The sequence below is a fragment of the Acidovorax sp. Root70 genome (assembly GCF_001428225.1).
Taxonomy (GTDB): domain Bacteria; phylum Pseudomonadota; class Gammaproteobacteria; order Burkholderiales; family Burkholderiaceae_C; genus Acidovorax.
Genome location: NZ_LMHQ01000028.1, coordinates 99,688 through 111,789, shown reverse-complemented (window position 1 = coordinate 111,789; position 12,102 = coordinate 99,688). Strand labels below are relative to the sequence as shown.

Below are 12,102 nucleotides of genomic sequence, written 5' to 3'. Positions count from 1 at the left end.
GACGCTGGCCCTGCACCGCCCGCCTGGGCTAGATCGCTGCTGCGGCTCCATGCAATACGAATTCGACTTTGCCAGCGTGCTGGCGAACTGGCCCCAGTTTCTGGAAGGGGCCTGGATGACCATCCTGCTGTCCTTCCCGGCCACCGTCATCGGTTTTGTGGGCGGCACACTGCTGGCGATTGGCCGGCGCGGCCACACGCCTTGGGTGGCTAAGGCCTGTGGCGCCTATGTGGAGGTTCTGCGCAACACGCCGCTGCTGGTGCAGGTGTTCCTGGTGTTCTTCGGCCTCGCCAGCCTGGGCTGGAAGGTGCCTGCGTTTGCGGCGGCGTTGCTGACGCTGGTGATCAACGTGGCGGCCTACACCTGCGAAATCATGCGCGCCGGCATGGACTCCATCCACAAGGGCCAGATCGAGGCCGCCGAATGCCTGGGCCTCACGCGACGGCAGGTGTACTGGCATGTGGTGCTGCGCCCTGCCATGGAGAAGGTCTACCCCGCGCTCACCAGCCAGTTCGTGCTGCTGATGCTGGCCTCTTCCATCACCTCGCAGATCTCGGTGGAGGAGCTTACGGCCATCGCGGCCCGCGTGCAGTCCGAAACCTTCCGTCCTTTCGAGGCCTACATCCTGGTCGCCGTGGCCTACCTGGTGCTGTCGCTGCTGATGCGCGCCGGGCTGTGGCTGTTTGGTCAGATCGTGTTCACGCGCCAACGCAAACTGAGGAGCGCCAAATGATCGACGGTGGACTGAATGCCTACCACCTGCAGTACCTGCTGTTCGGCGCGCTGTGGACTATCGGCCTGTCGCTGATCGCCTTTGTGGGCGGCGGACTGGCCGGGGGCGTGATTGCGCTGTGCCGCGTCAGCCCCATCAAGGCGGTGCGCTGGGCCACGATTGCGTGGATCCAGATCATCCAGGGCACGCCGTTGCTGGTGGTGCTGTTCCTGTGCTACTTCGGGCTGTCCATCATGGGGCTGGAGCTGCCCGCCATCGTGGCCGCCAGCATCGCGATGGTTGTTTACGTCAGCGCCTACCTGGGCGAGATCTGGCGCGGCTGCATCGAATCGGTGCCGCGCACGCAGTGGGAGGCGGCTGAATGCCTGGCCCTGTCGCGCACCCAGCGCATGCGGCTGGTGGTGCTGCCCCAGGCGGTGCGCATTGCCACGCCACCCACGGTGGGCTTCATGGTGCAGATCGTCAAGAACACATCGCTCGCGTCCATCGTGGGGTTCATCGAGCTGGTGCGTGCCGGGCAGCTCATCAACAACTCCATCTTCCAGCCGTTCACCGTGTACCTGCTGATTGCCATCGTGTACTTCGCGATGTGCTACCCGCTGTCGGTCTGGAGCCGCAAGCTGGAGCAGCGCCAGCAGTTTGGAAACCGTGGCACAGCCACCCCTTCTGTGACCACCGCATGAAACGAGAAGACACCATGAACCTCGCCCGAGACGCTGCCGTGCAACCCTCCCAGTCAGTGGCTTCGCCTGCGCACACCGTCGTTGAGCTGAAGGATGTGCACAAGAGCTTTGGCAGCAACCAGGTGCTCAAGGGCGTGTCGTTCGCCATTCCCAAAGGCCAGGTCGTGGCCATCATTGGCAAGAGCGGCTCGGGCAAAAGCACGGCGCTGCGCTGCATCGACCGGCTGGAGATCATCGACAGCGGAGCCATCCACGTGTGCGGCCACGCGGTGCACGACCCGGCCATCGACCTGCGCCAGCTGCGCCAGGACGTGGGCATCGTGTTCCAGAGCTACAACCTGTTCCCGCACCTCACGGTGGAACAGAACATCACGCTGGCGCCCAAGGCCGTCAAGAACCTGCCCGCCGCCCAGGCGCGTGCCATTGCCGCACGCACACTGCAGCAGGTGGGCCTGGCCGACAAGGCCCAGGCCTACCCCGAGCAGCTTTCGGGCGGCCAGCAGCAGCGCGTGGCCATTGCCCGGTCGCTGGCGATGGAGCCGCAGGTCATGCTGTTCGACGAAGTGACCTCGGCGCTGGACCCGCAGCTCACCGGCGAGGTGCTGCGCGTCATCGAATCGCTGGCACAGGGCGGCATGACCATGGTGCTGGTCACGCACGAGATGGAATTCGCCGCGCGCGTGGCCGACACCGTGATCTACATGCATGAGGGCAAGGTCTGGGAGACCGGCCCCGGCGACATGCTGAAAAACCCGCAAACGGCCGAGCTGCGCGACTTTCTGTCGCACGGGCTGTGATCCGTTCCTTTTTTGATTCCCTTGCCAAAAACCACCAGGAGACATTTCACATGACCGCTTCCCGCACCCGCATCCTGCGCCGCGCCCTGCTCGCCACCGCCGCAGCCGCCCTGTGCCTGCCCGCCATGGCAGACCTGGCCGAGATCAAGTCCGCCGGCAAACTGCGCGTGGGCATTGACTTTGGCGCGCCGTTCTATGGCTATGTGGACGAGAAGATGAAGCCCGTGGGCTCGGACGTGGAAGCGGCCGAGTTGCTGGCCAAGGACCTGGGCCTGACGCTGGAGATTGTGAACACCACCAACTCCGCGCGCATCCCCAACCTGCTGTCGAACAAGGTGGACCTGATCATCTCGTCGCTCTCCATCACGCCGGAGCGCCAGAAGGCCGTGGACTTCTCCATGCCCTACGGGGCCATCCAGGCGGCCGTGGGCGCGCCCAAGAGCCTCAAGCTCGCCAGCATCGACGACCTGGCCGGCAAGACGGTGGCCGTGACGCGCGGCGGCCCACAGGACAAGATCCTGACCGAGCGCGCGCCGCAGGCCAAGGTGGTGCGCTTTGACGACGAATCCGCCTCCATCACTGCCGCCGCCACGGGCCAGGCCGACGTCGTGGCCATCACGCCGCCCATCATCGCGGCCATTGCCAAGAAGAACCCCGCCCGCGAGTTCGAGACCAAGTTCATCCTGCAGTCCTACCAGCTGGGCATGGCCATGCGCAAGGGCCAACCCGAGCTGATGAAGGCCGTCAACGGCTGGATCAAGACCAACCTGACCAACGGCAAGCTCAACGACATCCACCTGAAGTATGCGGGCGTGCCGATCCCCAAGGAAATCATCGACGGCGCCAAGTAAGCGCTGCACCGTAGGCAAAGGCGAGTGACGGGCGGTGGGCAATGCCCCGTTCAGCGCTGCCCTGCCCCGACCTATCACCACCAAAGGAATTCTTATGAGCCGTCATTTCGGCGCCATCCGCCAGTTGGGCTATGTGGTCCACGACATCGAAGCCGCCATGGACTACTGGAGCAAGACCCTGGGCGTCGGCCCCTGGTTCTACAACCCCAAGGTTCCAATCAAGAACTACGTCTACCGGGGCGAGTCGCACGAGCCGCACAACTCGGTGGCGCTGGCCAACTCGGGCTACGTGCAGGTCGAGCTGATCCAGACCCGCAACGACGTGCCATCGATGTACCGCGACTTTTTGCAGGCCGGGCGCACCGGGCTGCAGCACGTGGCCTACTGGACCAGCGACTACGACGCCGACCTGGCGCGCCTGACAGCCCAGGGCTTCAAGGCGGTGATGAGTGGCGAGGTGGGCGAGAAAGGCCGCTTCGTCTACTTCGACACCGAATACCACCCCGGTACGGTGATCGAGTTGTCGGAAGTGGCTGGCCCCAAAGGCCGCATGTTCGACCTGATCCGCGCCGAGTCGGAAACCTGGGATGGCAAGACCGACCCGGTGCGCCCCTTTCCGGACCTCTCCAAAATCTGATTTCAAGCCCAATAGCCCTTTACCGCCTGTCCATAAAGCGCTAACAGCTATCAAAACCATAGTGCACTCTGCCCATGTCCCCAGACCGCTTTGAAGCCACCTACCTGATCGAAACCCCGCTGGACCCCGCCCACGTGGCCGAGGTGCTGGCGGGCGAGCAATCGTGTGGCACCTTCACCCGGGTGGAGGGCGAGACCGATGCGCTGCGCGAACGCGCCCGCGCCACGGTCGAATCCATCGAGCTGCTGGACGTGGCGCCCGCGCCGTCGCTGCCCAATGGCTGGATGCAGCGGCGCGGGATGTTCGGCACACCACAGACTTGGCAGCGCGCCCGGCTGCGCGTGAGCTTTCCCTGCGGCAACATCGGCCCCAATCTGCCGACGCTGGCCGCCACGGTGTCGGGCAACCTGTTCGACCTGGGCGAGGTCACCGGCTTGCGACTGGAGTCGATGAAGCTGCCGCGCGCCTACCGCGAGCAGTTTGATATGCCCCGCCAGGGCATCAGCGGCACACGCGCGCTGACCGGCGTGCAGGGCCGCCCGCTCATCGGCACCATCATCAAACCCAACGTCGGTTTGTCGGCCGAGGAAACGGGTGACCTGGCGGGCCGCCTGTGCGCCGCCGGGGTGGACTTCATCAAGGATGACGAGGTGTGCGCCAACCCGGTGCACGCCCCGCTGGCCGACCGCGTGAAATCCGTGATGCGCCGTGTGCGCGCCCACCAGGACAAGACCGGCAAGCTGGTGATGGTGGCGTTCAACATCACCGACGAGACTGATGCCATGCGCCGCCATGCCGACCTGATCGCGGCCGAGGGCGGCAGCTGTGTGATGGCCAGCCTGAACTGGTGCGGCTACTCCGCCGTGCAGACGCTGCGCCGCCACACCCCGCTGGTGCTGCACGGCCACCGCAACGGCTACGGCGCCCTGTCGCGCCACCCGTTGCTGGGCTTTTCGTTCAATGCCTGGCAGACGCTGTGGCGCTTGGCGGGTGTGGACCACATGCATGTGCACGGCCTGCAGGGCAAGTTCTCGCAGACCGATGAGGAAGTGATCGAATCCGCCCACGACACCCTGGCCCCGCTGTGCGAAGGGCTGGACGACCGCGTGCTGCCCGCCTTCTCCAACGGCCAGTGGGCCGGCACGGTGCCCGCCACCTGGGACAGCGTGCGCAGCAACGACCTGCTGTTCATGTCCGGCGGCGGCATCCTGGCCCACCCCGATGGCCCCGCCGCCGGCGTGGCCAGCCTGCAGCAGGCCTGGGACGCGGTGCAAAACGGCGAGACGCTGGCCCAGCGGGCGGCACATGCCGTCGAACTGCGCCACGCCATCGACTTCTTTGGCAAGAAGCACTGAACCATGTCCATCACAGCTCCCCGGTTTGGCTGGTATGGCGACGACTTCACGGGCGCCACGGACACGTTGGCCGTGCTGGCCCAGGCGGGCCTGCGGTCCATGCTGTTCATGGGCGTGCCCAGCGCAGAAGCTTTGACCGCCGCCGGGCCGCTGGACGCCGTGGGCATTGCAGGCGCAGCGCGCGCCATGCCGCCCGAGGCCATGCGCGCCGAACTGGCTCCCGTGAGCCGCTTTTTCAGGCAGATCGCGCCCACCGTGTTGCATTACAAGGTGTGCTCCACCTTCGACAGTGCACCCCATGTCGGCAACATTGCCTGCGCCATCCAGACGCTGCACCCCAGCGTGGGCAACCGCTGGGTACCCATCCTCGGCGGCCAGCCCAGCCTGGGCAGATACTGCGCCTTCAGCAACCTGTTTGCCGCAGCCGGCACGGGGGGGGCCGTCTATCGCATTGACCGGCACCCGACGATGCACCGGCACCCGGTGACCCCCATGGCAGAAGCCGACTTGCGGGTGCACCTGGCGCAACAAGGTTTGCAGGGCATCACGGCACTGCATTACCCGCTGTACGAAGCAGACACCGGGCAGAATGCAGTCGCCTTGCCCAGCGCCTTGAGCACTCTGCTGGGCCATGGCGCGACCGCTGCGCCCGAGGTGTCCGACACGCCATTCGTGCCTACGCTGCTGGACTTGACCAGTGCAGACCAGCTGGCCAGCGTGGGGCGCCTGCTGTGGCAACAAGCCCAGCGCGCCCGCTTGCTCGCTGTGGGGCCCAGCTCCGTGGCCCAGGCGCTGATCGCGTGCTGGGGCACCCAGACCAGCCAACCCGCCCCTGCCTTGGCACCATCGCCTGGCCCTGTGTTCGCCTGGGCGGGCAGCCTGTCACCCATCACAGCGGCCCAGGTCCAGGCCGCAACGTCTTATCAGCGCATCCCGGTGGACGCGCACCGGCTGACCCATGACACCGACTACGCCCAGGCCACCCAACGCGCGATATGCGCCGGGCTGCAGCAGGGCCATCACGTGCTGGCCTACACCGGTCCCGCGACCGGCGCTTCTGCTCCGTCCAGTGGCGCTTCGGCGGCCGTCGCCCCCGCCAGTGCGGCCCTGGTCGCCCGCGTGGTGCAGGCGCAGGCCGACAACGGCACGCCGCCGCTGAGGCGCATTGGCATTGCGGGGGGTGACACCTCCAGCCACGCTGTGCAGGCGCTGCAACTGTGGGGGCTGTCGTACCAAACCACGGTCTGCCCCGGGGTCACGCTGAGCCGCGCCCACAGTACCGATCCGTCGCGCGACGGGCTGGAGCTGATGCTCAAGGGGGGACAGATGGGTGGAGCGGACCTTTTCGAAAGACTGCTGGGCGCGGGCTGACGGAAATATCCGGGCGATAAAAAAGCCCGCACATGGCGGGCTACTGGGCAGGCCTTGCGCGAAGGCCTGAGGGAAAAGCAATGCGGCAGGCACGCCCACCGCCATCCCATCACACGCGCGGAACCGGGGTCCCCGAGTTCACGCACAGCGCCATGTTCAGCGCCTTGATCGCGGTCTTGTAGTCCTCGCGTTCGATCACGAACTGCATGTTCACCTGGCGCAGTGTCTGGGACACACAGTTCACGTTGACCCGCGCATCGGCCAGCGCCTGCGCGGCCTTGGCCAGCACGCCAGGGATGCCGATGTTGGAGCCGATGGTGCACACGATCGCGCTGGGCTTGATCGTCACGACCTGATAGTCCTCCTGCAGCTCGGCCACCAGTTCGGGCGTGACCTGGTTGTCCCACACCAGATGAGCGATGGAGTTGGCGTTAGTCGCCTTCAGGATGTAGCTCACATCGTGCTTGCAGAACACGTTCATCAGGCCCGCGTCAAAGCCCACGGTGCCCACCATGCTGGGGTCGTGGATCTCGATCAGCGTGACCTTGTCGGTGCCCGTGACGATCTCCACGCGTGCGCGCTCGCCCACAAAATCCTTGGTGATCAGCGTGCCGGGGTGGTCGGGCTCAAAGGTGTTCTTCAGGCGGATCGGGATGCCTGCCAGCTCCATGGGCTTGGCGGCCTTGGGGTGGATGGCTTCCATGCCCACGTCGGCCAGCTGGTCGGCCACGTCGTAGTTGGTGGCGCCCACCACGATGGCGTTTTCCAGACCCACCAGATTGGGGTCGGCAGACGAGAGGTGGAATTCCTTGTGGATCACGGCCTCGGCGGGGCGCACTTCCACGGCAATCTTGCTGAAGGTGACTTCGGAGTAGCCCCGGTCAAATTCGCGCATGATGCCCTCGGTGCCCTTGGTGTAACCCGTGGCCACCACCACCATGTCGGAGAGGTCGATGCCCTTGAAGCTGTTGGCGATGCGCTCGTCAATGGTCCAGGCTTCGTTATCGTCAAAGCCGGCCAGGTCCATCAAGATGGCGTTGACGCCGTTGGCCTTAAGGATCTCGACTGAGTTGAACGCGCTGTGCGATTCGCCAATCGAGGCCAGCACTTCACGCGCCGCGAGCAACACGTCCTTGCGGCTCAAATAGCCGCTGGCCAGCACGTGCTGCATGGCGTTCAGATACTCACGTGCCTGGGCAATGCGCTGGTCAATAAAGGCATCGGCCACATCCAGTGGCAGGCCCAGGTCGGCATAGCCGGCGTTGAGTTTTTTCAGGCTGGCAGCCAGTTGCGTCAACGCATCCTGGTAACCCTTGCCTTCGGCAAACAGGGCATAGATGCCGCGCTCACCCGTCTTCTTGTGCTCCAGCAGCTGGTTGGTCACGCCCGAGTAGGCGGACACCACGTAGATCCGGCCGTTAATGCGCTTGGGGTCGTGCAGCACGATGTGGCGCAGCACATCGCCAAAGGCGGTCATGGAAGTGCCGCCGATCTTCTCGACAGAGATCTTGGAGTTTTGAACGTCTTGCATGGACAGGCTCAAGGGAGCAAAAAAGTGGAAAGCCGGGCGGATGTGCTGCCCCTCGTAGCACAGCGGCAGCAAACCCTATATTTTCCACCACTTTTTACCCCGGCCGTTTTGATGCAATGCCAAGAGGCGCGCATCTCCGCACCGCCACCAGGGCCCACGGCGCCTTGGCTATGTTGGCCCCACCGATCCCAGGCGCCAGAGCAAAAAGTAAAAGCCGCACGGTCTGCACAACCGTACGGCTTCTGGAGCACTGGCATAGGGTATGCGCGGGCGGTTCTCAGGACTTTGCTGACTCGGGTGCGGGCTCAGCCACAGTCTGGGCCTCTTCTGCGTCCAGCCCCCACTGGTCCCAGTCGTCGCCAAACAGTTCCGCAGGGTGCTGCGTTCGGTCAGAGCCATTGCCGCAGCGCATGTCTTTGGCCGGGCAGTAGAGGTTGCAACCCCAGCACACCCGCTCGGGGTGGGCGGGGGCTTTGGGAAACTTCTTGACGACGGCCATGGCGCTTCTCCAAACCGTGTTGCCGGGCTCCTGTCGATGGCTGCGTTACTTGCGCTGCGGTGGCACGTCGGTGCAACTGCCGTGGGCAATCTCCGCCGCCATGCCAATGCTCTCGCCCAGCGTGGGATGCGGGTGGATGGTTTTGCCGATGTCCACTGCGTCGGCACCCATCTCGATGGCCAGCGCAATCTCGCCGATCATGTCGCCCGCATGCGTGCCGACCATGCCGCCGCCCAGGATCTTGCCGTGGCCATGGGCTTCGGGCGAGTCGTCGAACAGCAGCTTGGTCACGCCTTCGTCGCGGCCGTTGGCGATGGCGCGGCCGGAGGCTGTCCAGGGGAACAGACCCTTCTTGACCTTGATGCCCTGGGCTTTGGCCTGGTCTTCGGTGAGGCCCACCCAGGCCACTTCGGGGTCGGTATAGGCCACCGACGGGATCACGCGGGCGTTGAAGGCGGCGGATGCCAGCTCCTTGTTGCCCTGCAGTTCGCCAGCAATGACTTCAGCCGCCACATGTGCCTCATGCACCGCCTTGTGCGCCAGCATGGGCTGGCCCACGATGTCGCCGATGGCGAAGATGTGCGGCACGTTGGTGCGCATCTGGATGTCAACGTTGATGAAGCCACGGTCTGTGACGGCGACGCCGGCCTTTTCGGCGGCGATCTTCTTGCCGTTGGGCGTGCGGCCCACGGCCTGCAGCACCAGGTCGTACACCTGCGGCTCGGGGGCGGTGCCGCCCTCTTCCGCTGGCGCGAAGGTGACCTTGATGCCTTCGGGGGTGGCCTCGGCACCGACGGTTTTCGTCTTCAACATGATGTTGTCGAAGCGCTTGGCGTTCATCTTTTGCCAGATCTTGACGAGGTCGCGGTCAGCGCCCTGCATCAGGCCGTCCATCATCTCGACGACATCCAGGCGAGCGCCCAGCGTGCTGTAGACGGTGCCCATTTCCAGGCCGATGATGCCGCCGCCCAGGATGAGCATGCGCTTGGGGACTTCCTTGAGCGCCAGGGCGCCGGTGGAATCGACCACGCGCGGGTCGTTGGGCATGAAAGGCAGGCGCACGGCCTGGCTGCCGGCGGCGATGATGGCTTTCTTGAAGGCGATGACCTTCTTGGTGCCCGTCTTCTCCTGCGCGGTGCCGGTGGTTTCTTCCACTTCGAGGTGGTTGGCGCCGACGAAAGCACCGTAGCCACGCACGGTGGTCACCTTGCGCATCTTGGCCATGGCGGCCAAGCCGCCAGTCAACTTGCCGATGACTTTCTCTTTGTGGCCGCGCAGCTTGTCGATGTTGACGGCGGGCGCGCCAAAGTCCACACCCAGATCAGCCATGTGGCTGACCTCGTCCATGACGGCTGCGACGTGCAGCAGCGCCTTGGACGGGATGCAGCCCACGTTCAGGCACACGCCGCCCAGGGTGGCATAGCGCTCGACGATGACGACCTTGAGGCCCAGGTCGGCCGCGCGGAAGGCGGCGCTGTAGCCGCCAGGGCCGCCGCCGAGCACGAGCACGTCGCAATCCAGATCGGCCGCGCCACCGAAGCTGGACGCTTCTATTTTAGGAGCTGCTGACGCTTGCGCAGCAGGCACTGCAGCCGGTTTTGATTCTGAAGATGCTGCTGCGGGAGCGGGAGCAGCAGGCACCGGTGCGGCGGCCGCATCCGACGTTTCCAGCGTCAGCACCACCGCGCCTTCGGCGATCTTGTCGCCGAGCTTGACCTTGAGCTCCTTGACCACGCCGGCATGGCTGGAGGGGATCTCCATGGAGGCCTTGTCGGACTCTACGGTGATCAGGCTCTGCTCTGCCTTGATGGTGTCGCCGGGCTTGACCAGCACTTCGATGATGGCCACTTCGGCGAAGTCGCCGATGTCGGGCACCTTGATGTCGATGATTGCCATGGTGTGTCTTGCCCTTCCGTTACATCACGATGCGGCGGAAGTCCGCCAGCAGCGAGGCAAAGTACACGTTGAAGCGTGCGGCGGCGGCGCCGTCGATCACTCGGTGGTCCCAGCTGAGCGACAGGGGCAGCATGAGGCGCGGCGCAAACTGCTTGCCGTCCCATTGGGGCTCCAAGCTGCTCTTGCACACACCCATGATGGCGACTTCAGGCGCGTTGATGATGGGAGTGAAGTAACGGCCACCAATGCCACCCAGCGAGCTGATGGAGAAGCAACCGCCCGTCATGTCGGCCGGGCCCAGCTTGCCGTCGCGCGCCTTCTTGGCCAGGTCACCCATCTCTTGCGAGATCTGGACGATGCCCTTCTTGTCAGCGTCGCGGATGACGGGCACGACGAGGCCGTTGGGCGTGTCGGCCGCAAAGCCGATGTGGAAGTAGTTCTTCATCACCAGCTGGTCGCCGTCGAGGGAGCTGTTGAACTCGGGAAACTTCTTGAGCGCGGCCACGGCGGCCTTGATCATGAAGGCGAGCATGGTGACCTTGACGCCACTCTTCTCGTTTTCCTTGTTGAACTGCACGCGGAAGGCTTCGAGGTCGGTGATGTCCGCGTCGTCGTGGTTGGTGACGTGCGGGATGACGACCCAGTTGCGGTGGAGGTTGGCACCGCTGATCTTCTTGATGCGCGAGAGGTCCTTGCGCTCCACCGGGCCGAACTTGGTGAAGTCCACCTTGGGCCAGGGCAGCAGGTCCAGGCCTACGCCAGAGCCACCAGAGGCCGCTGCAGGCGCCTTGGCCGCCTGGGCCTTGGTCTGCACGGCGCCTGCCATCACCTGCTTGGTGAAGGCAGCCACGTCGTCCTGGGTGATGCGGCCCTTGGGGCCGGTGCCCTTGACTTCGTCGATGGGCACACCCAGTTCGCGGGCGAACTTGCGCACCGAAGGCGAAGCGTGGGGCAGGCCTGCCGTGGGGGTGCCGGGCTGGTGGGCGGGTACGGCCACGGAGGCCGTGGCAGCGACGGGGGCTGCGGCAGCCGCCACAGGGGCAGCCACGGGCGCAGCGGCCGCAGCAGGTGCAGGAGCGGCAGCGGGCGCAGGTGCAGGTGCGGGCGCAGGTGCAGGTGCAGGTGCAGGTGCAGCCGCCGTGCCTTCCAGCATGGCGACCAGGTCACCGATGTTGACCGTGTCGCCAATCTTGACCTTGAGCTCCTTGAGCACGCCGGCTGCGGGCGAAGGAATCTCCATGGAGGCCTTGTCGGATTCGACGGTGAACAGCGATTGTTCGACCTTGATGGTGTCGCCGACCTTGACCAGCATCTCGATGACGGCGACGTCCTTGAAGTCGCCAATGTCGGGCACGCGCACTTCGACGGGGCCTGCAGCCGCAGGGGCCACATTAGCAGGAGCCGGTGCAGGTGCCGCCACTGGGGCGGGAGCGGGAGCTGCGGGAGCGGGAGCTGCAGCTGCAGGAGCCGGTGCAGCCGCCGGGGCTGATGCAGCACCCGCGTCAGCAGACTCCACCACAGCAATCACCGAACCTTGCTTGACCTTGTCGCCCAGCGCAATCTTGAGTTCCTTGACCACGCCCGCGTGGCTGGACGGGATCTCCATCGATGCCTTGTCGGATTCGACCGTGATGAGCGACTGCTCGGCCTTCACGGTGTCACCCACCTTGACCAGCAACTCGATCACGCCCACTTCGTCAAAGTCCCCGATGTCCGGGACTTGAATGTTGACCAATGCCATTGTTCTGT

Annotated in this window: 11 protein-coding genes; 7 read left to right on the top strand and 4 right to left on the bottom strand. The window is 65.1% G+C overall.

Annotated elements, in window-relative coordinates; genetic code table 11:
• The first annotated feature begins 49 nt into the window (after window positions 1-49).
• The 7 genes from ASD94_RS15160 to ASD94_RS15130 all read left to right on the top strand — a co-directional run bounded on the left by ASD94_RS15160 (window position 50) and on the right by ASD94_RS15130 (window position 6,427).
• Window positions 50-733, top strand: coding sequence for an amino acid ABC transporter permease (locus ASD94_RS15160; protein WP_015014010.1), 684 nt, complete (start codon window positions 50-52; stop codon window positions 731-733).
• Window positions 730-1,416, top strand: coding sequence for an amino acid ABC transporter permease (locus ASD94_RS15155; RefSeq protein ID WP_056644358.1), 687 nt, complete (start codon window positions 730-732; stop codon window positions 1,414-1,416). The genes ASD94_RS15160 and ASD94_RS15155 overlap by 4 nt, the downstream gene beginning before the upstream one ends.
• Before the next feature lie 14 nt (window positions 1,417-1,430).
• On the top strand, window positions 1,431-2,213 hold the full coding sequence (locus ASD94_RS15150; protein WP_056645036.1) for an amino acid ABC transporter ATP-binding protein: 783 nt from the start codon (window positions 1,431-1,433) through the stop codon (window positions 2,211-2,213).
• A 50-nt stretch (window positions 2,214-2,263) separates the two neighbouring features.
• Window positions 2,264-3,064 carry a transporter substrate-binding domain-containing protein gene (locus ASD94_RS15145; RefSeq protein ID WP_056644356.1) on the top strand — a complete coding sequence of 267 codons (801 nt, stop codon included), beginning with the start codon at window positions 2,264-2,266 and terminating at the stop codon, window positions 3,062-3,064.
• Window positions 3,065-3,158: 94 nt separating this feature from the next.
• Complete coding sequence (locus ASD94_RS15140; protein ID WP_056644354.1) at window positions 3,159-3,701, top strand: VOC family protein; 543 nt, start codon at window positions 3,159-3,161, stop codon at window positions 3,699-3,701.
• A gap of 74 nt (window positions 3,702-3,775) precedes the next feature.
• The gene (locus ASD94_RS15135; protein WP_056644351.1) at window positions 3,776-5,056 is read left to right on the top strand and encodes a ribulose-bisphosphate carboxylase large subunit family protein; all 1,281 of its coding nucleotides are present in this window, start codon (window positions 3,776-3,778) and stop codon (window positions 5,054-5,056) included.
• Window positions 5,057-5,059: 3 nt separating this feature from the next.
• Window positions 5,060-6,427, top strand: coding sequence for a four-carbon acid sugar kinase family protein (locus ASD94_RS15130; RefSeq protein ID WP_056644349.1), 1,368 nt, complete (start codon window positions 5,060-5,062; stop codon window positions 6,425-6,427).
• Window positions 6,428-6,536: 109 nt separating this feature from the next.
• Here ASD94_RS15130 and ASD94_RS15125 read toward each other — a convergent pair whose 3' ends face one another.
• The 4 genes from ASD94_RS15125 to aceF form a co-directional block, all read right to left on the bottom strand.
• Window positions 6,537-7,958: an aspartate kinase gene (locus ASD94_RS15125; protein ID WP_056645034.1), complete on the bottom strand. Its 1,422-nt coding sequence runs from the start codon at window positions 7,956-7,958 to the stop codon at window positions 6,537-6,539.
• Between the two features lie 277 nt (window positions 7,959-8,235).
• Window positions 8,236-8,457: a DUF3079 domain-containing protein gene (locus ASD94_RS15120; RefSeq protein ID WP_056644347.1), complete on the bottom strand. Its 222-nt coding sequence runs from the start codon at window positions 8,455-8,457 to the stop codon at window positions 8,236-8,238.
• A gap of 45 nt (window positions 8,458-8,502) precedes the next feature.
• A complete protein-coding gene (lpdA, locus tag ASD94_RS15115) occupies window positions 8,503-10,353 on the bottom strand; it encodes a dihydrolipoyl dehydrogenase (protein ID WP_056644345.1) in 1,851 nt (616 codons plus the stop codon).
• Window positions 10,354-10,372: 19 nt separating this feature from the next.
• Window positions 10,373-12,094 (bottom strand): dihydrolipoyllysine-residue acetyltransferase, encoded by a 1,722-nt coding sequence (gene aceF, locus ASD94_RS15110; protein WP_056644343.1) that lies wholly within the window; start codon window positions 12,092-12,094, stop codon window positions 10,373-10,375.
• Between the last annotated feature and the right edge of the window lie 8 nt (window positions 12,095-12,102).